This is a genomic window from Azotobacter beijerinckii, assembly GCF_900110885.1.
Taxonomy (GTDB): Bacteria; Pseudomonadota; Gammaproteobacteria; order Pseudomonadales; family Pseudomonadaceae; genus Azotobacter; species Azotobacter beijerinckii.
On sequence record NZ_FOFJ01000008.1, the window covers coordinates 71,208 to 93,461 of the forward strand.

The following is a 22,254-nucleotide window of genomic DNA, read 5'->3' on the forward strand; positions in this document are numbered from 1 at the left end:
CGGCAATTCGGCCGCCGGCCGCCTCACTCCGCGAGATATTTCCTGCGCAGGAACTTCCCGTACCAGACAAGCCCCTGCAGCCAGCGCCGCTGCCTGAACATGAGCCGGTACATGAATTTCGAATAAACGTAGAACTCCCTGGGCGTAAACCCGTCGTCCAGGTTGATTCCCGCCCAGGGCGAGCGCTTCTGATACTTGAGGAACAGCGACTTGGACTCGTGGGGATTCCAGGTGCGCCAGGGCTTCATCGGACCGATGAAATGGACGAACTTCGTATTCGACGGGACATCCATGGCGTCCTTGACCTTCTTCAGCCTGCCGGTCAGGCCGTACTGGTAGTTCCAGGTCCGGTCGATGAAGCGCACGCTGCCGTCGAGCACGATATTCAACGCGTCCTGGTCGAAATAGCCGAGATTCAGCACCGGGTCGGCGATCTTCTCCAGCGTCCGCTCGGATACCCCGGTGGCAATCCAGCGGGGAATGTTGATGTATAAAACGCCGGAATTGAAATAATCCCCCAGGGCCAGCCCCTTTTCCGCGAGCCTGGAGCACATGGCCGGCGCGTTGATATCGCGGATCACCGCCGCGGCGGTGTCGCCGACATCCATCTCCAGCAGCCTGGCCACATTGCCGACGCACAGAATGTCCGCATCGAGATAAAGCACGCGGTCGGTCACGCCCTGCAGGGCTTCCGGAATCAGCAAGCGGGTATAGGCGGCCTTCGAGATATAGGCGTGGCTCTTGCTGACATTCTGCTCGCGGATCTCGGCCAGATCCTCGATCGGATGGATATCGATGGGCCTTCTGAAATGGATTTCCAACTGCTCGAGGCGTTCGCGGTTGGCCTGCGAAATCTCGGCAATGAAGACATGGAAGACCAGATCCAGACCGGGATTGTTCTCGACGATCGAGGTGATGGTAACGCCCATCGGGTGCACGTAGTTCTCGTCCACGCCAAAGGCGATATGCAGGGTATCCCGGTCTTTCCCGACGGCACCGGACAATCCCTCTCTGGCCGCTTCGCCTCGAGAGGATCGCAGCCCCAGGGAAGGCCTGCTCGGGAGGGTCGCCCCCAAGAAAGGCATCGCTATTTTTCTAGACAAGATGAACAGCCCTCACGCCTGCATTCTGCGCGCAACTTCCTGCAAGTGCTCAGCACCGGCATCCTGCCAGCGTCCCGCTACACAGTACTCATTTTTCAGGTAATGCAGGAAGCTCCTGCGCAAGGCATCGTCGAGGGGCCAGTCGGGGAACTGTCGGGCGAGGCGCACCAGCTCGTCGGCCGAGTCCGCCTGCATGGTCACCCCTTCGATGCTGAAGAAGGCCTGGCCCAGGGTGACCACCGGCTTGCCCAGCAGGATGCTCTCCAGGCCCACGGTCGAGTTCAGGGTGACGACGAACTGGCTGCCCTCGATCAGCGCCTGGGTGCTGTTGCCGTTGGCGAACAGCAGACGTTCGTGGGTGCGCTGGTGCAGTTCGGGATAGGCGTCGCGACTGGACGGATGCTCCTTGAACACCACGGTCAGGCCCGTTTCGGCGACCAGCCGCTCGCCCAGGGCGAACAGCTGGCGCATGTCGCCGACCCAGGGCGAGAACAGGCGCACCTGGGAGTCCCGGTCCTCCTGGAAAGGGACGAACACGTAGCGCTCGGGCAGCACGACGGGCTCCAGCCCCGTATGGCGCGGCTTGCGCGGCACCAAGGTGACCGCACTGTGCGCCTCGTCCGGCCGGTCGGCCGCATAGCGCCGGTAGAAGGCGGCATCGCGCGGTACGGAATTGCGGAAATTGACCCCCTTCGGATCGAGGGTGGTGGTATTGGGCAGCAGGCCGTTCTCGAAGAAGAAGGTGCGGCATCCCGCCGGCAGCAGGGCCTGCAGCAACTGGCAGTAGCGGTGGGAACCGTTCCACATGACCACGGCCGTCGGCCGCTCGCGCTCCAGCAGCGCCTGGACGCTCAAGGCCATCCAGAGCAGCTCCAGACGCAGCAGCAGGCGATAGAGGAGCCCCTGATACTTGCGCTTGACGCGGCGCTCCTGGCACTTCTCCTCGACCAGGGTCGTCCAGTCGATGCGACCGGCGATCCTCGGCAGGTCCCAGGGCCGTGGCCAGGGAAGATCGCCCGGAACCGCCAGCCTACCCCGGAGGTCGGTCGCCTCCAGCAGGCGCTGGAAATAAATGCTCTGGTGCTTGGCCAGAGCCAGGAATAGAAAATGGCTCATGGTTAATCCGGCGCATCCTGCCCGGCCGGGCTGCCGGCGCAGGCGAACTGAAGAAAAAAGCGGCTGAAAGAAGGTTTTTCTAGTGCGTTCCCGGCAAGCGGCATTGCTCGACCCCCTCGGGCAGTTGCGCATCGGCCAGCAGCGCCTCGAGCAGGCGCCGGGTCGTCGCCAGGCCCTCCACCCCATGCACCAGATGATGCTGGATAAAGGCACGGGTCCTCTCGACGTACCGGGCATAATCCTGCTCGATGTCCAGCAAGCGCTGCCGAAGCCCTTCCTGACTGGTCACCCCCTCGCCGAAGAAGCGCTCCTGGCTAAAGATATCCTGCTCGCTGCCGAGGTTGCAGTAGACGATGGGCCGCTGCGCCAGGGCCGCCTCGATCACCGCATTGGACATGATGTTGACCGCCACGCTGGCCCGGCCGAGGGCTTCGGCCAGGCTGCTGCCGGCCGGCAGCACCTCGATGTTGGCATGCCGCCCGGCCGCCTCCCGCCAGAACGGCATCCTGCTGCGCGGGTGCGTCTTGACCAGCACCCGGTACTCCGGATGACTCGCGGCCCAGTCCCGCAGCAGCGCATAGGTGTGCAGGTAGCCGGCCTCCTTTTCCCGGTCGGGGCCGACGCCGAGAATCAGCAGGGTCCGTACGGCGCCGTCGGCCGGCGGCAGATCGTAGGCGCGGTCGATCAGGTGGGAGCCGGACAGCACCGCCTGGGTATCGCCGAAACGCAGCCGCCTGGCGCGCAAGGCGTCCAGCGAACTTCGGCCGAACAGGAAATAGTAGTCGTAGTCGGTCATGCTCAGGCGCCGGGAGTCCTCCAGCGTCGTGGCGTGGGCCAGCTGCACCAGCAGACGCCTGCGGCGAGCGAGCGAAAGGCGCAGGAACGGGCTGTACAGGCTGCCGTTCCGGTCGTTGAGCAGCACCTGCGGATCGTGCTGGGCGACCAGCCATTCGGCGTAGGCGGCATAGCCGAAATAGCGCAACGGCACCGGCTGCGGCGGCCGGGCCAGCAGGCGTCCGGCGATGACCGCCCGCGAATCCACCAGGGCGGTCTCCACCAGGCGGTGACCGGCGCCGCACAGGGCCTCGATCAGGGGCTTCTTGCGCTGCAGCGGGATCATCTTGGGTCCGCTGTGCAGCAGCAAGAAGGCGCAGGACTCGCCGCCCGGCGGGCGGGCCTTGGGAAGATACAGGTGCGCGCGGATGCCGAAGATCAGGTCCAGCAGCGCATCCCGACAGAAGCGCAGCGCCGCCCCCGGCCACGCATGACGCTCGCGCAGCAGTCGCCAGCGATAGCGGTCCAGCCTCCGGGCCTTGTGCAGCCATGCACCCTCGGGCGGCGGAACGCTCCGGACGCCCTCAGACATGCCCATCGCTCCGCCGCCAAGAGGCGACCATCGGCAGCGCCCGCCCGCACGGCCCGTCAGAGCGGGTCATACCCGTCCATCCCGTCCTTGACCACCAGGATGTCTTCCATGATCAGGTAGCGCAGGTCCGAGCCGTAGAACATGTTCAGCGCATCGGTCGGCGAGCAGACCATCGGCTCGCCACGACGGTTCAGCGAGGTATTGAGCGACACGCCGTTGCCGGTGAGGTTTTCCAGCTCCAGCATCAGGTCGTACCAGCGCGGGTTGTGGCGACGCTCGAGCACCTGGGCGCGCGAAGTGCCGTCCTCGTGGACCACTTCCGGCACGCGACCCTTCCACTCCTCGTTGACCTCGAAGGTGAAGGTCATGAACGGCGAAGGGTGGTCGACCTTGAGCATCTGCGGGGCGACGGTATCGAGCATCGACGGGCAGAACGGCCGCCAGCGCTCGCGGAACTTGATCTGCTCGTTGATCCGGTCGGCCACGCCGGCCGCGCTCGGGCAGCCGATGATCGAGCGCCCGCCGAGGGCGCGCGGGCCGAACTCCATGCGGCCCTGGAACCAGGCCACCGGATGGCCGTCGACCATGATCCGGGCGATGCGCCGCTCGACGTCGTCGATCCGCTTCCAGACGGGTTTCTGCGGGTGCCTGGCGCAGGCGGCGATGACGTCCTCGTTGCTGTAGCTCGGTCCGAGGTAGACGTGCTCCATCTTCTCCACCGGCACGCCGCGCCGGACCGAGACGTAGGCCGCGGCGCCCACCGCAGTGCCGGCGTCGCCGGAGGCCGGCTGGACGAACAGCTCCTTGACCTCCGGGCGGGCGATGATCTTCTGGTTGAGCTTGACGTTCAGCGCGCAGCCGCCGGAGAAGGCGATCCGCCCGGTCTCGCGGATGATGTCGCCGAGGTAGTGATCCATCATCTGCAGCGCCAGCTTCTCGAACAGCGCCTGCATGCTGGCAGCGTAGTGGATGTAGGGCTCGTCGGCGACGTCGCCCTCGCGCCTGGGTCCCAGCCACTCGACCAGCTTGGGCGAGAAGTAGTAGCCCTTGCCCTTGTCCTTGTAGCGACGGAAACCGATGACGTTGGCGTAGTCGGTGTTGATGGTCAGCTCGCCGTTCTCGAAGCGGGCCAGCCGCGAGAAGTCGTAGCGGGCGGCGTCGCCGTAGGGCGCCATGCCCATCACCTTGAACTCGCCGTCGAGCATCTCGAAACCGAGATACTCGGTGATCGCGCCGTACAGACCGCCGAGCGAATCCGGGTCGTAGAACTCCTTGATCTTGTGGATCTGCCCGCTCTCGCCCCAGCCGAAGAAGGTGGTGGCGTACTCGCCCTTGCCGTCGATGCCGAGGATCGCGGTCTTTTCCTGGAAGCCCGCGCAGTGGTAGGCGCTGGAGGCGTGGGCCAGGTGGTGCTCGACCGCCTCGATCCTGACCTTCTTCAGGTCGAAGCCGAGCTGCTGCAGGCACCACTGGATGCGCGTGCGGTAGCGCTGGTAGCGGCGATTGCCCGTCAGGATCGCGTCCAGCGCCCGGTCCGGGGCGTACCAGTAGCGCCTGGCGTAGTGCCAGCGGGCCTTGTCGAACAGGCTGATCGGCGCGAAGGGAATGGCCACCACGTCGACGTCGGAAGGCTTGATGCCGGCGAATTCCAGGCAGAACTTGGCCGACTCGTAGGGCATGCGGTTCTTCGCGTGCTTGTCGCGCACGAAGCGCTCTTCTTCGGCGGCCGCGACCAGCTTGCCGTCGATGTACAGGGCGGCGGAAGGATCGTGACTGAGGGCGCCGGACAGGCCGAGAATCGTCAGTGCCACAGGGTCTAGCCTCTTTACTCTTCAGTGGTGCGGGCATCCGCTGCCCGCGGTAAGCGTTGGTCGAGCAGCCGGTGCAACGCCGAGTCGGCCGGCCAGTTGCGCAAGAAGCGCGCACGGTCCTCGGCGAAGGCGCGCTCGAAGCGGGCGCCGCCGCGATGCTGCTCGAGCGCATCGAGGTCGATCAGCAGCCAGTGGCCATCCTGCCAGAGCAGGTTGTTGCCCTTGAGGTCGCCATGACTGATCCGCTCGCGCAGCAGGACGGCGAACAGCCGATCCAGCGCCAGCAGCTCTTCCTCCGGCGGCGCGCCGTCCAGGTACGGCTGGAAGCGCGCGAGTATATCCTGCCCGCCGCAGTACTCGGTAATCAGGTAGGCGCGCCCGCGCAACCCGCAGCAGCGTTGTTCGAGCACCGCCAGCGGGCGCGGCGTGGGGATGCCGAGAAAGGCCAGGCGGTTGCCCGCGACCCAGCTGTGCCAGCCGCGGCTGGGTCGCCAGAAGCGCCTGAGCCAGTGGCCGAACCCCTTGATGTTGTAGCGCTTGACGACCAGGGCCCGGCCGCACAGCGCGACCCGCGCCACGGTGGCGGCCCCACCGGTCTTGTAGATATGTCCCTGTCCGATGAACGTATCCGGGATGGCCAGGAGCGGGCGCAACAAGGCCTCGCTGTCGCGACGCAGCGCACACAGCCCCATGGCTCCGCGCTGCACGCTGAACAGCGTGCAGTCGCGGCCGAGCTTGGCGAGAAAGTCGCGCAGCCGCCAGCGGCGCACCCTGGCCACCTCCTCAAGCAGCGCCTCCAGCGGCAGGGCGTGCTCGCCGTTGGCCAGCAGGTAGTGCACCAGCAGCTCCTCGATGAAGGGCTCGAGCTGCGCCGGGAACTGGGCGAAGAAGGCCCCGAGGTTCTCCAGCGCCCGCTCGCGGGACAGCGGCTGGCCGGGCGTCTCCGCCTGCACCGCGCCGCCGTCGACCACCTGCAGCCGCCCGCCGTGGCGCAACAGGTTGTCCAGGTGCAGGTCGGCCTGCCACAGTCCCCTGGCATGCAGGCCGGCAATCGCGGCCAGGGCCTCGCCGAGCACCGCCTGCTGGCCGTCCGAGAGCAGCGGCTCGTGCTCCACGCGCTGCCAGGCGTCGGCCAGGCTGTGCGCGCCGTCCAGATAGTCGAACAGCAGCCAGCCGCCTTCGCCCTCGACCAGGCCCTCGGCGAGCAGCCGCGGGGTGGCCTGCTGCTGGCCGGCGAGCAGGTGCACGCCCTTCAGCTCGCGCTGGAAGTGCCGTGCCGCCTTGTCGCCGACCAGGAGCTTGGCCAGCACCCGCTGCCCGCGCCACTCGCCGCGGCCGACGTAGCGCTGCCCCGGCAGCACGCGCAGCAGGCTGTCCAGACGCAGGGTGGCCGGCCCGGCGGCATCGGCCAGTTCGACGAGCAGCGGCAGTTCCGGCTGGCGGCCGGCCTTTTCCAGCTGGCGCAGATTCATGAAAGACGCTCCTTTCCGGGCTGTCGCGTCGACAGCCCTCCATGCCCGGTGTCCGGCGCAACGGCGATGCGCTCGCTCATTCGCGCCCCTCGAAATACTTCAGGATCTGCCGGATGCGCACCTTGTCGCTGGCGTTCAGCCTGCTGCGCCGGCGGTACTGCAGGTAGAAACGCAGCCGCTGGGTGCGCGACAGCTGGTACTTGGCCACCTTGTCCAGACAGGCGAGGTCCTTGACGATCCGCCGGCGCAGCCAGTGCCCCCACCAGAAGCCACCCAGCGGGCAGTCGATGAAGAACAACCGGCCCTCCCCGTCGACCAGCAGGTTGCGCCACTTCAGGTCGTTGTGGACGAAGTGGTGGTCGTGCATGAGCCGGGTCGCCCGGGCCAACTGGCGGCTAACCCCGTCCACCCAGCGCGGATCGGCCAGGCACGGAGCGTTGTCCTTGGCCAGCCGGGCGAGATCCTGGGTGCCGGACAGCTCGCGGGTGATCAGCGCACCGCGCAGGAAGGCCCCGCCGCTGCGCTCCAGCCCCCAGGCCGCCAGGGGCGCAGTGGCAATGCCCCACGTGGCGAAGCGCCTGAGATTCTGCCACTCGGCCTTGACCCGCGGCCGCCCCAGGTAGCGGCGCAGCCCCTTGCCCGCCGAGCGGTAGCGCTTGACATAGTAGCGCTCGCCGGCGATCTCGACGCGGATCACGTCGGACAGCGGACTGCGGGACACCCGCTCGCCCTCCAGGGCGAAGACCGCGTCCAGGCTGGCAAAAGCCCGCGCCGCCGAGGGCTCTAGGTCGACGGCCAGTCGCCAGACGCTCATAGCGGATTGCCCTCCGCCGCCTTGCGCCGGAAGCGCGCCAGCAGGCGCCCGGCCTGGGCCTCCAGACGGGCGATCAGCCGGGCCTCCTCGCGCAGTATCCGGCGCAGCGGCTGGCGGAAATAGCCGCGCAGGAAACGCAGCTTGTCGCGGCGAGTCAGGCCGATGTCCAGCGCCGAGAAGTACAGCGCGGCCAGGTCCTTGTCGCGCCAGCGCCGCGGCGTGCGCACCCGGGTCTGCGCGCGGTGCAGGTCGATCAGCGACAGGCGCAGGCTGTCGGGCTCGATCGGCCGATCGGTGTGCAGCAGGAAGTGGCAGAGGTAGCAGTCGCGATGGTTCACCCCGGCACCATGCATGCCGGCGGTCAGCCGCGCCACCTCGGCGATCAGCGCGTGCTTCAGACGCGGCGCCGGCGGCCGGCTCGGCCAGTCGAGGCAGAAGTCCTCGAGGCTGACGGTCGGCGCCAGCTCCTCGGTGATCAGGAAGGAGTGCTGGCGCGCCGGGTTGTCGCCGCGCTCGCCGAAAGCCACCGCCCGCATGGTCGGCACCCCCGCCTCGGCGAGGCGCTCAAGCGCCGTCCACTCCTGGGCGGCGCCGAGCACCGGCGCCTTGGCGGTCAGCAGGTTCTTGAGGATCTCGCCCCAACCGATGCCGCGGTGGATCTTGACGAAATAGCCGCGCCCGTCCACCTCGGTACGCAGGGTGCGCCGGGCCTCCAGCTCGCGGTAGACCTGCCCCTGCAGGCGCTCGACCTCGGCGAAGGCGTCGTGCCCGGCCCAGAGGGACTTGAAGGGCTCGGAGAGAATCAGTCGCATCGATATACATCCCTGCAGGAGCCAGGCAAACCGCTCACGCGACCGGCTCCGCCAGGATCAGGTCGGCCGCCCGCTGCGGCATGGAGTAGAGGTCGGCGGTTTCGGCATAGGACAGGCCATTGCGCCGGCAGAGGGCGCGCCGGTCGTCGGCGGCGAGCAGGTCGGCGAGCATCCGGTTGAAGTGCTCCTGCTCGAAGGGGCTGGGCACCACCTGTCCGCAGCCCGCCTCGGCGACGTAGTGAGCATAGCCACAGACATCGGTGACCAGCACCGGCAGCCCGGCGACCAGCGCCTCGAGCAGCACGGTGCCGGTGTTCTCGTTGTAGGCCGGATGGATCAAGAGGTCGGCGCCGAGCAGAAAGCGCGGGATGTCGCTGCGCCCCTTGAAGATCTCGACCTGCCCGGACAGGCCGAGCGCCTTGACCTGCAGCAGGAAGGGCCGCGGGTCGTCCTGGCCGATGGCGATCAGCCGGGTGCGCGACCTCAGCGCGCCGGGCAGCGCGGCGAGCGCCTTGAGGCTGCGATCCAGGCCCTTGGTCTTGAAGCCGGAGCCGATCTGTACCAGCAGCAGCTCGTCGTCGGCCAGGCCGAACTCGCGGCGAAAGTCGGCGCGGATCTCGTCGGCGTTGGCCGGTGCGCGGCGGTCGGCGGCAATCCCCGGCGGCAGCAGGTGGAAGCGCCCGGCCGGAGTGCCGTAGTGCTTGACGAACAGCGGCTGCTGCACCTCGGAAATCATCAAAACCTGGGTCTTCGACTGCGGCGCGAACACCGCACGCTCGTAGTCGGCAAAGTGCCTGTAACGCCCCCACAGGCGGTAGAGCGGGTTGCGCAGGGTCTGCGCCTTGTCCTCGTAGCAGGGGTCGGCGGCGTAGTAGACGTCCAGCCCGGGCATCTTGTTGAAGCCGACCACCCGCTCCACCGGGCGGCGCGCCAGGTCGGCCTGCACCCAGGCGGTGAACTTCTCGTTGCGGCGATGGTTGAACAGCGCCTTGACCGGGGCGATCAGGATCTCGAAGCCCGCCGGAATCTCGCCCTCCCAGGACAGGCTGTAGACCCGGATGGCATGCCCGCGCTGCTGGCACTCCAGGGCGATGCGCAGGAAATCGCGCTGCAGCCCGCCGAAGGGAAAGTACTTATAAAGGATGAAAGCCAGCTGCATCAGGAAATCCTGTCGGCGAAAGCAGGGATCGGCGCCGGTCGCACGGACGCGACGGACGAAAGGGCCGGCCCGGTCAGCATCGGCCCGTCGCCTCGCTGAGCAGCGCCTGCAGCTCGCCGGCCACCCGCCGCGGGTCGAGGCGGCTGAAGCACACCGGCTGCTCGCGGCTCAGGTCCAGCCGGCGACGATCCTCCTCGGTCGGCCGGTAGCCGCAGGTCTCCTGCAGGCAGGGCACGCAGGCCGGGTAGTCGCTGCTCAGATGGCGCTGGCCGCGGCCATAGGCGCCGGTCAGGCGCGGATCGGTCGGGCCGTAGAGGGAAACGGTCGGCACGTCCAGCGCCGCCGCCAGGTGGCCGAGGCCAGTGTCCACCGCCACGCAGGCGCCGGCCCCAGCGAGAATCCCGGCGAGGCCGGCGAGGTTGGTCCTGGGCAGCACCTCGACCGCCGCCAGCCCCGCGGCGATGCGCTCGGCGCGGGCCTGCTCCGCCGCATTGCCCCAGGGCAGGCGCACCGCCCAGCCCTCGCCGGCCATGCGTTCGGCCAGCGCGCGCCAGTAGCTTTCCGGCCAGTGCTTGCTGGCCCAGGTGGTGCCGTGGAGGAACAGCAGGTAGGGCGCACCCGCCGGCGCGGCCAGGCGCTGGCGATCCAGGCCGTAGTCGCCGACCGTCGCCGGCAGCGGGTAGCCCAGCGCCTGGGCGAACAGCTGGCGCACCCGCTCCACCGCGTGCTGACCCCAAGGCACGGGATAGCGACGACCATAAAAGAGACTGGCCAGCGGCTCGCGCGCCGAGCGGCGGTCCAGCCCGGCCACCGGTGCGCCGCCGAAGCGGGTCAGCCAGGCGCTTTTCAGCAGGCCCTGGGCGTCGATCACCAGGTCGTAGCGGCTCGCCGCCAGGCTCTGCCGGAAACGCCGCCACTCGTCGCGGGTCGCGGCCTGCCGGAGGTTGCGGCGCCAGCGGCGGATGGCCACCGGGATCACCCGCTCCACCGCCGGGTGCCAGGCGGGAATCTCGGCGAAGCCCTCCTCCACCACCCAGTCGAAGCGGATGCCGGGCAGCGCCCGCGCCGCGTCGGTCAGCGCCGGCAGGGTGTGGACGACGTCGCCCAGCGAGGAGGTCTTGATCAGCAGTACGCGCACTCAGGGCTCCTGCGGCCGCGGGTCGGGCAAGGGGTCGCCGGCGAGACGCTGCAGGGCGTCCAGCACCGCCGGCGGCGCCAGCGCGCGCAGGCAGTCGTAGTGGCCGAAGCGGCAGGTGCGCTCGAAACAGGGACTGCAGTCCAGGCCCAGGCGGACGATTTCCACCTGCTCGGCCAGCGGCGGGGTGAACTGCGGCGAGGTGGAGCCGTACACCGCCACCAGCGGGCGGCCCAGCGCGGCGGCCACGTGCATCAGCCCGGAATCGTTGGAGACCACCGCGTCGGCACAGGACAACAGGTCGAGCGCCTCGGCCAGGCTGGTTTCCCCGGCCAGGTTGGCGGTCGCCTCGCGCAGCTCGGGAGCCAGGGCGGCGCGGATCGCCTCGCCGACCGGATGGTCGTTCTTCGAGCCGAACAGCCAGACCTGCCAGCCGGCGCGCAGCTTGGCCTCGGCCACCGCGGCGTAGTGCTCGGCCGGCCAGCGCTTGGCCTCGCCGAACTCGGCGCCGGGACAGAGCGCCAGCAGCGGCCGGCCGAGGCGCAGGCCGAACTTCTGCAACGCCGCCGCGCGGCTCTGCGGCTCGATGCGCAGGGCCGGCCGCGGATAGGGCTGCGGCAGTTCGGTGTCGGGCGCATAGGCGAGCGCCATGAAGCGCTCGATCATCAGCGGGTAGCGGTTCTTGTCCAGCCGACGGATGTCGTTGAGCAGGCCGAAGCGCATCTCGCCGCGCCAGCCGGTGCGCCTGGGGATGCCGGCGAAGAGCGGCACCAGCGCCGACTTCAGCGAATTGGGCAGCAGGATCGCCTGGTCGTACTGGCCGCGCAGGCCCCGGGCGACCCGCCAGCGGGTGGCCAGGTCGAGCACCCCGTGACCGAGCGGAAGGCTCAGCGCGCGGCGCACCTCGGGCATGCGCTCGAGGATCGGCCGGCTCCACTCGGGTGCCAGCACGTCGATGGCGCAATCGGGATGGCGCTGCTTCAGGCAGACCAACAGGGTCTGCGCCATCACCATGTCGCCGACCCAGCTGGGACCGATGATCAGGATATTCATAGGGGTTCGTCTGGTCGTAGGGCGGGTTAGCTGCGTAGCAGCGTAACCCGCCATGGATGCCTCGGGCATCCGCTGGTCGATCTGCCGATTGCCGGCCCTGCGGACCGAATGGCGGGTTACGGCCTGCGGCCTAACCCGCCCTACGCCCAACCCACCCTACATCGTGCTTACTTGACCAGGGTGCGCCACTCGGGGTGGGCGTCGGTCTTGCCGGTGACCAGGTCGAAGTAGGCGCGCTGCAGCTTCTCGCTGACCGGGCCGCGGCGGCCGATGCCGATCTGCCGGCCGTCCACTTCGCGGATCGGCGTGACCTCGGCGGCGGTGCCGGTGAAGAAGGCCTCGTCGGCGATGTACACCTCGTCGCGGGTGATGCGCTTCTCGACGATCTCGATGCCCATCTCGCGCGCCAGGGTCAGCACGGTGTTGCGGGTGATGCCGTTCAGGCAGGCAGTGACTTCCGGGGTGTAGATCACGCCGTCCTTGACGATGAAGATGTTCTCCCCCGAACCCTCGGCCACGTAGCCTTCCGGATCGAGCAGCAGGGCCTCGTCGGCGCCGCCGGAGATCGCCTCCTGCAGGGCCAGCATGGAGTTGACGTAGGCGCCGCTGGACTTGGCGCGGGTCATGGTGATGTTCACGTGGTGGCGGGTGAAGGAGCTGGTGCGGATCTTGATGCCCTGCTCCAGCGCGTCCTCGCCCATGTAGGCGCCCCAGTGCCAGGCGGCGACGATCACGTGGACCTTCAGGCCGCTGGCGCGCAGGCCCATGCCTTCCGAGCCGTAGAAGGCCAGCGGGCGGATGTAGGCGCTGTCCAGCTTGTTCTCGCGCACCGCGGCGCGGGTCGCCTCGTTGATCTCGTCCTTGGTGTAGGGGATCTTCATGCCCATGATGTGCGCCGAGTCGAACAGGCGGTCGGTGTGCGCCTGCAGGCGGAAGACCGCCGTGCCCTGCGGGGTGTTGTAGGCACGCACGCCTTCGAACACGCCCATCCCGTAGTGCAGGCTGTGGGTCAGCACATGGGTGGTCGCGTCGCGCCACTGCACCAGTTCGCCGTCGTACCAGATCACACCATCACGGTCGGCCATCGACATAATTAGCCTGCTCCTCAAGAATTCGATACGTAATTCACATCCAGACCGGGCGGCGCGCTGCGCCACCCCCTTCGGCAGGCCCCCCGCAGGCGCCCCGCTCAGCTCAACCCCAGTTCCCGCCAGATCCGCATCACCGCACGACGTTCGTCCCGGAACTGATCGCCGCCCACCACGCCCGGCTGCTTCTGCAGGGCCAGGCGGTGGGCGGCGGCGCGATAGGCCTTGTAGGCTTCCTGCAGCAGGCGAACCTCGTCGCACGGCAGCAGGCCGGCCTGCGCGAGGCCGTCCAGAATCCGGATGTTGTCGGTGTAACGCAACAGCTCGGGATGCTGGTGCGACCAGGCGAGGGCCGCATATTGCACCATAAATTCGATATCGACGATACCGCCGGCGTCCTGCTTGAGGTTGAAGGGGAGCGCCGCCTCGAAGGCGTTCTCCGCCGTGCCGGCGGCCGTGCTCGCGGTGCCGAGGTTGGCGCGCATCTTCGCGCGCATCTCGCCGACCTCGCGGCGCAGGCTGTCCAGCTCGCGCGGGCGGGCCAGCACCTGGGCGCGCACCTGGGCGAAGGCGGCGGCCAGCCGCGGGCTGCCGACCAGCACCCGGGCGCGCACCAGCGCCTGGTGCTCCCAGGTCCAGGCTTCATGCTCCTGGTAGCGCTGGAAGGCGCCGAGCGAGCTGACCAAAAGCCCTGCGTTGCCGCTCGGGCGCAGGCGCATGTCCACCTCGTAGAGCTGCCCGGACGGCGTCTGCGCGGTGAGCAGGTGGACGATGCGCTGGCCCAGGCGGGTGAAGAACTGCGCGCCGTCGATCGGCTTGGCGCCGTCGGTCTCGGCCTGCGGGTCGCCGTCGTGGATGAACACCAGGTCCAGGTCCGAGCCGTGGCCCAGCTCGATGCCGCCGACCTTGCCGTAGCCGACGATGATGAAGTCCAGGTCGCAGGGGCTGCCGTCGCCGCGCCTGGGGTTGCCGTGACGGACGACCATCTGCCGCCAGGCGAGCGTGAGCACCTGGTCGAGGATCGCCTCGGCCAGCCAGGTCAGGTAGTCGCTGACCTTCATCAAGGGCAGGGTGCCGGCGATTTCCGAGGCGGCGACGCGCAACCGGTGAGCCAGCTTGAAGTGGCGCAGCGCTTCCATCTGCTGTTCCAGGTCGTCCTCGGGGATGCGCAGCAGCAGCGCGTTCAGCTCAGCGGCCAGCTCCGCCTCCTGCGGCGGGCTGTACAGGCGCTCCTCGTTGAGCAGCTGGTCGAGCAGCTGGGGAAAGCGGGCGATCTGCCCGGCGACCAGCGGACTGGCGGCGCAGAGGCTGAGCAGGCGCTGCAGGGCACCGGGATTTTCGGTGAGCAGCACCAGGTAGGCGGAACGCCGCGCCACCGCCTCGACCAGCGGCAGCACCCGCTCCAGCACCAGATCGGGGTCGTCCTGCTCCGCCGCCTGGGCCAGCAGTTGCGGAATGAAGGCATCCAGCCGCTCGCGGCCGAGGCGCTGCATGCTACGTACCTGGCTGCCGCCGCGCAGCGCCGCGAGGCGCTGGCAGACCTGTTGCGGATCGGCGAAGCCGGCCTCGGCGAGCTGCCGGCAGGCCGCGGCCTCGTCCCCGGCGCTCTCCCACAAGGGCAGCCAGCGGGTGTCGACCGGCCGCTCGTCGGGCGCCTCGTCCTCGCCGGGCGCGGCGATCACCTGGCGAAAATGCCAGTCGACCCGCTCGCGCCAGTGCGCCAGCCGCTCGAGGAACGCCTCCCAGTCGGCGCAGCCGAGCAGGCAGGCGACCCGCGCGCGGTCGAGTTCGTTGTCCGGGAGCATCTGCGTCTGGCGGTCGGCGATGGCCTGCAGGGCATGCTCGGTGTAGCGCAGGAACTCGTAGCCCTCGCGCAGCTCGGCCACCACCGCCGGCGGCAGGTAGCCCTGCCCCTCGAGGGTGGTCAGCACCGTCAGCAGCGGCCTTTGCTGCAGGCTGCGGTCACGGCCGCCGTGGATCAGCTGGAACACCTGGGCGACGAATTCCACCTCGCGGATGCCCCCGGCGCCCAGCTTGACGTTGTCCGCCATGCCCTTGCGGCGCACCTCCTGGCGGATCAGCTGCTTCATGTCGCGCAGCGCCTCGATCGCGGAGAAGTCCAGGTAGCGCCGGTAGACGAACGGCCGCAGCAGCTCCAGCAGGCGGGCTCCGGCCTCGCGGTCGCCGCCGACCACCCGCGCCTTGATCATCGCGTAGCGTTCCCAGTCGCGCCCCTGGTCCTGGTAGTACTGCTCCATGGCGCTGAAGCTGTAGACCAGCGGCCCGCTGGAGCCGTAGGGACGCAGGCGCATGTCGACACGGAAGGCCTGGCCGTCCACGGTGATGGCATCCAGCGCCTTGATCAGCTTCTGGCCGAGGCGGACGAAGAACTCCTGGTTGTCCAGGGTGCGCTTGCCCCCCGCGGTCTCGCCGCCCTCCGAGTAGGCGAAGATCAGGTCGATGTCCGAGGAGAGGTTCAGCTCGCCGGCGCCCAGCTTGCCCATGCCGAGCACCACCAGTTGCTGCGGCTGGCCGGAGCGGCGCCCGAGCGGCGTGCCGGACTGCGCGCAGAGCCGTTCGTGCAACCAGCGGCAGGCCTGGTCGATGCAGGTATCGGCGAGTTCGGAGAGGTCGCGGCAGGTCTCGACCAGATCCGCCTGGCGCGTGATGTCGCGCCAGACGATGCGCAGCTGCTGGCGATTGCGGAAACGCCGCAGCCGCCGGCCCAGCTCCTCCTCGTCCGCGCAGTCGGCGAGCAGCGCCGTCAGTTCCGCGCGCAGCTCGTCCGGCGCCAGGGAGCGCTCCAGGGTGCCGCCGTCGGCCAGCCGCAGGAGCATCGAGGGATCGCGCAGCGCCTGCTCGGCGACGAACTCGCTGTTCGCGCAGACCCGCGCGAAGGCCGCGCGGCGCGCTTCGGGCCAGCTGGAAAAGGCTTGCGCGGGGGCTTCGCCGAGCGCGCCGACGGCGTGCTCGAACGCCTCCAGGGCGCGGCTGGCCAGGGTTTCCAGCGCGGCAGGCAGGGCGACCAGCAGGGGTAGGGTCATGTATCTGTCCTGTTTCGACGGCACCCGTCCGGTGTCGGCTCCAAGCCCAGCGAAGAAGTGGATTTTACAAAATTCCTGGGAGGGGGGCTGAAAGCGCCATTGTTTTGTAGTAAAACTACAAGACAGTCGGATCACCCGCCGACCCACTAAAAACAATCCCGCTACCGCCCATAAGGCCGGCAGCGCATCCAGGCTCCCGACTCAAGGAAGCCTTCCGCTATGGAGCAAGACATGCCAGACATGCAAGACCTTGACCCCATCGAAACTCAGGAGTGGCTGGACGCCCTCGAGTCCGTCCTCGATCACGAAGGCGAAGACCGGGCCCACTATCTGCTGACCCGGATGGGCGAACTGGCCACCCGTACGGGCACCCAGCTGCCCTACGCGATCACCACGCCCTACCGCAACACCATTCCGGTGACCCACGAAGCGCCCATGCCTGGCGACCTGTTCATGGAACGCCGCATCCGCTCCCTGGTGCGCTGGAATGCTCTGGCCACTGTCATGCGGGCGAACAAGAAGGACCCGGACCTGGGCGGCCACATCTCCAGCTTCGCCTCCAGCGCCACCCTCTACGACGTCGGTTTCAACTATTTCTTCCAGGCCCCCACCGCGGAACACGGCGGCGACCTGATCTACTTCCAGGGCCACGCCTCCCCCGGCGTCTACGCCCGCGCCTTCCTCGAAGGCCGCCTGAGCGAAGATCAGCTGCAGAACTACCGGCAGGAAGTCGACGGCAACGGCCTGTCCTCCTACCCGCACCCGCACCTGATGCCGGACTTCTGGCAGTTCCCCACCGTTTCCATGGGCCTGGGTCCGATCCAGGCGATCTACCAGGCGCGCTTCATGAAGTACCTGGAAGACCGCGGCTTCATCACCCCCGGCAAGCAGAAAGTCTGGTGCTTCATGGGCGACGGCGAGTGCGACGAGCCGGAATCCCTCGGCGCCATCGCCCTGGCCGGCCGCGAGAAGCTGGACAACCTGATCTTCGTCATCAACTGCAACCTGCAGCGCCTCGACGGCCCGGTGCGCGGTAACGGCAAGATCATCCAGGAACTCGAAGGCGTGTTCCGCGGCGCCCAGTGGAACGTCAACAAGGTGGTCTGGGGCCGCTTCTGGGACCCGCTGTTCGCCAAGGACCATGCCGGCCTGCTGCAGCAGCGCATGGACGAGGTGGTCGACGGCGACTACCAGAACTACAAAGCCAAAGACGGTGCCTTCGTCCGCGAACACTTCTTCGGCGCTCGTCCCGAGCTGCGGGAGATGGTCAAGGAGATGTCCGACGAGGACATCTGGAAACTCAATCGCGGCGGCCACGACCCCTACAAGGTCTATGCCGCCTATCACCAGGCGGTCAACCACAAGGGCCAGCCGAGCGTGATCCTCGCCAAGACCATCAAGGGCTACGGTACCGGAGCCGGCGAGGCGAAGAACATCGCCCACAACGTGAAGAAGATGGATGTCGAGAGCCTCAAGCTCTTCCGCGACAAGTTCGACATCCCGCTCAAGGACGAGGAGCTGGAAACCCTGCCGTTCTACCGGCCGGACGAGAGCAGCCCGGAGATGAAGTACCTGCGCAGCCGCCGCGAGGCCCTGGGCGGCTTCGTCCCGCAGCGCCGCAGCAAGAGCATCAGCATCCCGACCCCGCCGCTGGACACCCTCAAGGCGATCCTCGACGGCACCGGCGACCGCGAAATCTCCACCACCATGGCCTTCGTGCGAATTCTCGCGCAGCTGGTCAAGGACAAGGAGCTGGGCTCGCGCATCGTGCCGATCATCCCCGACGAAGCGCGTACCTTCGGCATGGAAGGCATGTTCCGCCAGCTCGGCATCTACTCCTCGGTCGGCCAGCTCTACGAGCCGGTGGACAAGGACCAGGTGATGTTCTACCGCGAGGACAAGAAGGGCCAGATCCTCGAGGAAGGCATCAACGAGGCCGGCGCCATGTCCAGCTGGATCGCCGCGGCGACCTCGTATAGCAACCACAACCAGCCGATGCTGCCGTTCTACGTGTTCTACTCGATGTTCGGCTTCCAGCGCATCGGCGACCTGGCCTGGGCGGCCGGCGACAGCCAGGCGCGCGGCTTCCTGATCGGCGGTACCGCCGGACGCACCACGCTCAACGGCGAAGGCCTGCAGCACGAGGACGGTCACAGCCACATCATGGCCTCGACCATCCCCAACTGCCGCACCTACGATCCGACCTATGCCTACGAGATGGCGGTGATCATCCGCGACGGCATCCGCCAGATGACCGAAGAGCAGCAGAACGTCTTCTACTACATCACCGCGATGAACGAGGCCTACACCCAGCCGGCCATGCCGGCAGGCGTCGAGGAAGGCATCGTCAAGGGCATGTACCTGCTGGAAGAGGACAAGCGCGACGCCGCGCACCACGTCCAGCTGCTCGGCTGCGGCACCATCCTGCGCGAAGTGCGCGAAGCGGCGAAGATCCTCCGCGAGGACTACAACATCGCCGCCGACGTGTGGAGCGTGACCAGCTTCAACGAGCTGCGCCGCGACGGCCTGGCCGTGGAGCGCCGCAACCGCCTGCACCCGGGACAGAAGCCGGAGCAGACCTACGTCGAGCAGTGCCTGACCGGCCGCAAGGGCCCGGTGGTGGCCTCCAGCGACTACATGAAGCTGTTCGCCGACCAGATCCGCCAGTGGGTTCCGAGCAAGGAATACAAGGTGCTCGGCACCGACGGCTTCGGCCGTAGCGACAGCCGCAAGAAGCTGCGCCACTTCTTCGAGGTGGACCGCTACTGGGTGGTGCTGGCCGCGCTGGAAGCGCTGGCCGATCGCGGCGACATCGAAGCCAAGGTGGTGGCCGAAGCCATCGCCAAGTTCGGCATCGATCCCGACAAGCGCAACCCCCTGGACTGCTGAGGAGAGCTATCGTGAGCGAAATCATCCGCGTACCCGATATCGGCGGCGATGGGGAAGTCATCGAAGTGCTGGTCAAGGCCGGCGATAGCATCGCGGTCGAGCAGGGCCTGGTGGTGCTGGAATCCGCCAAGGCCAGCATGGAAGTCCCCAGTCCCAAGGCCGGGGTGGTGAAGAGCGTAACCGTCAAACTGGGCGACAAGCTCAAGGAAGGCGACGCGATCATCGAACTCGAGCTCGCTGCAGGCGCTGCCGCGCCGGCACCGGCCGCCGCACCCGCCGCACCGGCACCGGTCGCCGAGGCACCCGCCCCGGCGGCTGCGGCCCCCGCGCCGGCCGCAGCCGCCGCCACGAGCCAGGAGATTCGGGTTCCCGACATCGGCTCGGCCGGCAAGGCGAAGATCATCGAGGTGCTGGTCAAGGCCGGCGATCAGGTCCAGGCCGAGCAGTCGCTGATCGTCCTGGAGTCCGACAAGGCCAGCATGGAGATCCCCTCCCCGGCCGCCGGCCTGGTGGAGAGCGTCTCCATCGCGCTGAACGACGAAGTCGGCACCGGCGATCTGATCCTGGTCCTGCGCAGCGCCGGCGGTGCAGCGGCTCCGGCTCCGGCCGCAGCGGCGCCCGCCCCCGCGGCAGCCCCAGCCCAGCCGGCCGTCGCACCTGCCGCTCCGGCAGCTGCTGCTGCCCCGGCCGCGGCGCCGGTCGGCGCACCGACCCGCAACGGTGCCAAGGTGCATGCCGGTCCGGCCGTGCGCCAGCTGGCCCGCGAGTTCGGCGTCGAGCTGGCGGCGGTGACTGCCAGCGGCCCGCGCGGTCGCGTCCTCAAGGAGGACGTGCAGGTCTACGTCAAGGCGATGATGCAGAAGGCCAAGGAGGCGCCGGCTGCCGGTGCCACCGGCGGCGCCGGCATCCCGCCGATTCCGCCGGTCGACTTCGCCAAGTACGGCGAGGTGGAAGAGCTGCCGATGACCCGCCTGATGCAGGTCGGCGCCGCCAACCTGCACCGCAGCTGGCTGAACGTGCCGCACGTGACCCAGTTCGACTCGGCCGACATCACCGACCTGGAAGCCTTCCGCGTCGCGCAGAAGGCCGTCGCCGAGAAGGCCGGGGTCAAGCTGACCGTGCTGCCGCTGCTGCTCAAGGCCTGCGCCTACCTGCTCAGGGAGCTGCCGGAGTTCAACAGCTCCCTGGCCCCGGGCGGCCAGGCGGTGATCCGCAAGAAGTACGTGCACATCGGCTTCGCCGTGGACACCCCGGACGGCCTGCTGGTCCCGGTGATCCGCAACGTCGACCAGAAGAGCCTGCTGCAGCTGGCCGCCGAGACCGCCGAACTGGCGGAGAAGGCGCGCAGCAAGAAGCTCGGCGCCGACGCCATGCAGGGTGCCTGCTTCACCATCTCCAGCCTCGGCCACATTGGCGGCACCGGCTTCACGCCGATCGTCAATGCGCCGGAAGTGGCGATCCTCGGCGTGTCCAAGGCCACGATGCAGCCGGTGTGGGACGGCAAGGCCTTCCAGCCGCGCCTGATGCTGCCGCTGTCGCTGTCCTACGACCACCGGGTGATCAACGGCGCCGCCGCGGCGCGTTTCACCAAGCGCCTCAGCGACGTGCTGGCGGATATCCGCTCGATGCTGCTGTGAGCTTCCCTTAAAGAGCGCGCCCGTCACGCTCTTTAATCTTCGGCCCCGCCCTTGTGGCGGGGCTTTTTTATGCGTCCTTTTCGAAGGCCACAGGCATGCCCCGGACGATACCCGCCCGGTCCTACCGGAAAGCCTGCGCCACCTACCTGCAGGCAGGTCTTGCCGTAGCTAGGAAGTGCGCGGCGCAACCCAGCCGATGCAGGTACGGGAGGCATGGTGTATAACGTCCCGAAACGGTCATCTTGACCGCGAAAGCCGCGAACTAGACAGGGAGAGCGGGCATGGCAGGAATGTTATACGCCACGCCCGTTCGGGGAGTTATGCACCAGTTGGTGTCTAATAGTAGTTATACAGACATGCTAAGCAAGGTGATCACATGAAAGTCACAGCACTGACGCTTCTAATTCTGCAAATCAACAGCCTGATTGATTCAGGAAAATATAACGACATCACTATTTCTGAAGTACATGAAGCCATTGAATCTCAAGGGCTCCTGCGCTTCATCAAAAAAGATGCGTCTCGGATATAGATCTAAGCATTCACCTAGATAGTACTGCTTATGGCAATTTTGAAAAATTCTATGAAGAGCGAATCAATCAAATTTATGGCGGCTATGCCGGAGATGAGGGTCGTAAATGGGGCGTTAAAAATCTCGGTCTCTGCCTTGTTCTCGCATGGACAAACGAAATCATACAATGGGGCGAAGGCCTTGAGCTCTCTAATTGAGGTTAGTTCGTATAACAATGCGCTCAAATCGCTCACTTCGTTCGCTGGGACGGGCTAAAGCCCGCCCCTTAGCTTAATCGTTAGGTATCACATGCTAAACCGTTACCCAGACCAAACTCGCTCACGAAGAGGCTTCGCATTAGCTGGGGCCATCTTCTTTGCTTTCGGCTTGTTCATGGCGCTAGTCGGGTCTGAAATCGGAGTATTTATCGGCGCTCTTTTTGGTTTCGCATTGCTGCTACCATCCGTTTTTTTGGGAGAAGTAGGTTTTCGAAAATTTGAAAGAATTCTTTCAAAAATCGCTTTATTTGGGAGCCTGTCGTGAAACCTAACTATGCGCTCAACACCGTTCGCTTCGCTCACTGGACTCGCAAAAGCTGCGCTTTTGCTCGCCTGTTAGCTTAATTGTTATGTTTCAAGGAGGAATCATGGAGCTGCAACTAAAAAGAAATGAGTTAATTGCATGGCTTAAGACTGTTGCCGGCGCGACAGTCTTATCAATCTCCTTGGCGGGCCAGCTAGCCGAATTACAAACAAACATATCTTCGCCATACCGTTTAGCTACGGCGCTTGAGCAAAAGGTTGACTTCCTTGATGACGGGCCATATCTCGTAAAATATGAGCAAGCCCAAGACGATGATGAGCAAGCTCTTCCCTATACAACATTTGCCATGGCAATGACATTCAAGGCCGAGCTAGCAAATCACCCAGGTAAGTTTGTAGGGGGCTACGACGCTTTAATTGCCGCAGCATCCGGATATGAATACTTAGCAAAAGTAAGCAAGGAATCATACGGCCTTGTAGGCCACCTGCTAATCTCACTTCCTCAAGCCCCTGACGAGCTAGCGGCACTCAAAGAGGTGCTAGCAGCAACCAGCGTCGTGTACGCATTCCCTGATGGCACCGGCACACTCAATTTGGGGAATGTAAAAATGGGCAACGGAATATACAGTTGAAACATAACAAGTCGCTCAACACCGTTCGCTTCGCTCACTGGACTCGCAAAAGCTGTGCTTTTGCTCGCCTGTT

16 protein-coding genes are annotated in these 22,254 nt (G+C 66.9%); 4 read left to right on the forward strand and 12 right to left on the reverse strand.

Features of this window, described 5'->3' with window-relative positions; translation table 11 throughout:
• Positions 1 to 23: 23 nt before the first annotated feature.
• The 12 genes from BMY22_RS06220 to glnE form a co-directional block, all read right to left on the reverse strand.
• The gene (locus BMY22_RS06220) at positions 24 to 1,004 is read right to left on the reverse strand and encodes a glycosyltransferase family 8 protein (protein WP_244158808.1); all 981 of its coding nucleotides are present in this window, start codon (positions 1,002 to 1,004) and stop codon (positions 24 to 26) included.
• 111 nt (positions 1,005 to 1,115) lie between these two features.
• Complete coding sequence (locus BMY22_RS06225) at positions 1,116 to 2,219, reverse strand: capsular polysaccharide export protein, LipB/KpsS family (RefSeq protein WP_090620408.1); 1,104 nt, start codon at positions 2,217 to 2,219, stop codon at positions 1,116 to 1,118.
• A gap of 79 nt (positions 2,220 to 2,298) precedes the next feature.
• Positions 2,299 to 3,585: a glycosyltransferase family protein gene (locus BMY22_RS06230; RefSeq protein WP_090620409.1), complete on the reverse strand. Its 1,287-nt coding sequence runs from the start codon at positions 3,583 to 3,585 to the stop codon at positions 2,299 to 2,301.
• A 56-nt stretch (positions 3,586 to 3,641) separates the two neighbouring features.
• A complete protein-coding gene (locus tag BMY22_RS06235) occupies positions 3,642 to 5,396 on the reverse strand; it encodes a carbamoyltransferase family protein (RefSeq protein ID WP_090620411.1) in 1,755 nt (584 codons plus the stop codon).
• A gap of 14 nt (positions 5,397 to 5,410) precedes the next feature.
• Entirely contained in the window at positions 5,411 to 6,868 is a 1,458-nt protein-coding gene (locus BMY22_RS06240) for a lipopolysaccharide kinase InaA family protein (protein ID WP_090620413.1), read from the reverse strand.
• A 76-nt stretch (positions 6,869 to 6,944) separates the two neighbouring features.
• Complete coding sequence (locus BMY22_RS06245; RefSeq protein ID WP_090620415.1) at positions 6,945 to 7,682, reverse strand: lipopolysaccharide kinase InaA family protein; 738 nt, start codon at positions 7,680 to 7,682, stop codon at positions 6,945 to 6,947.
• Complete coding sequence (gene rfaP, locus BMY22_RS06250; protein ID WP_090620417.1) at positions 7,679 to 8,494, reverse strand: lipopolysaccharide core heptose(I) kinase RfaP; 816 nt, start codon at positions 8,492 to 8,494, stop codon at positions 7,679 to 7,681. The genes BMY22_RS06245 and rfaP overlap by 4 nt, the downstream gene beginning before the upstream one ends.
• Before the next feature lie 34 nt (positions 8,495 to 8,528).
• Entirely contained in the window at positions 8,529 to 9,653 is a 1,125-nt protein-coding gene (locus BMY22_RS06255; RefSeq protein WP_090620419.1) for a glycosyltransferase family 4 protein, read from the reverse strand.
• Between the two features lie 73 nt (positions 9,654 to 9,726).
• Complete coding sequence (waaC, locus tag BMY22_RS06260; protein WP_090620421.1) at positions 9,727 to 10,791, reverse strand: lipopolysaccharide heptosyltransferase I; 1,065 nt, start codon at positions 10,789 to 10,791, stop codon at positions 9,727 to 9,729.
• Positions 10,792 to 11,841 carry a lipopolysaccharide heptosyltransferase II gene (waaF, locus tag BMY22_RS06265; protein WP_090620422.1) on the reverse strand — a complete coding sequence of 350 codons (1,050 nt, stop codon included), beginning with the start codon at positions 11,839 to 11,841 and terminating at the stop codon, positions 10,792 to 10,794.
• Positions 11,842 to 12,008: 167 nt separating this feature from the next.
• Positions 12,009 to 12,932: a branched-chain amino acid transaminase gene (locus BMY22_RS06270; protein ID WP_090620423.1), complete on the reverse strand. Its 924-nt coding sequence runs from the start codon at positions 12,930 to 12,932 to the stop codon at positions 12,009 to 12,011.
• A 98-nt stretch (positions 12,933 to 13,030) separates the two neighbouring features.
• Positions 13,031 to 15,973 (reverse strand): bifunctional [glutamate--ammonia ligase]-adenylyl-L-tyrosine phosphorylase/[glutamate--ammonia-ligase] adenylyltransferase, encoded by a 2,943-nt coding sequence (gene glnE / locus BMY22_RS06275; RefSeq protein WP_090620425.1) that lies wholly within the window; start codon positions 15,971 to 15,973, stop codon positions 13,031 to 13,033.
• Between the two features lie 240 nt (positions 15,974 to 16,213).
• Here glnE and aceE point away from each other — a divergent pair, with 240 nt between their 5' ends.
• The 4 genes from aceE to BMY22_RS23680 all read left to right on the forward strand — a co-directional run bounded on the left by aceE (position 16,214) and on the right by BMY22_RS23680 (position 22,181).
• Positions 16,214 to 18,862, forward strand: coding sequence for a pyruvate dehydrogenase (acetyl-transferring), homodimeric type (aceE, locus tag BMY22_RS06280; protein ID WP_090620495.1), 2,649 nt, complete (start codon positions 16,214 to 16,216; stop codon positions 18,860 to 18,862).
• 11 nt (positions 18,863 to 18,873) lie between these two features.
• Entirely contained in the window at positions 18,874 to 20,499 is a 1,626-nt protein-coding gene (gene aceF, locus BMY22_RS06285; RefSeq protein WP_090620427.1) for a dihydrolipoyllysine-residue acetyltransferase, read from the forward strand.
• A 376-nt stretch (positions 20,500 to 20,875) separates the two neighbouring features.
• On the forward strand, positions 20,876 to 21,028 hold the full coding sequence (locus tag BMY22_RS24630; protein WP_208599236.1) for a hypothetical protein: 153 nt from the start codon (positions 20,876 to 20,878) through the stop codon (positions 21,026 to 21,028).
• A gap of 625 nt (positions 21,029 to 21,653) precedes the next feature.
• The gene (locus tag BMY22_RS23680; protein WP_143068463.1) at positions 21,654 to 22,181 is read left to right on the forward strand and encodes a hypothetical protein; all 528 of its coding nucleotides are present in this window, start codon (positions 21,654 to 21,656) and stop codon (positions 22,179 to 22,181) included.
• Positions 22,182 to 22,254 lie beyond the last annotated feature (73 nt).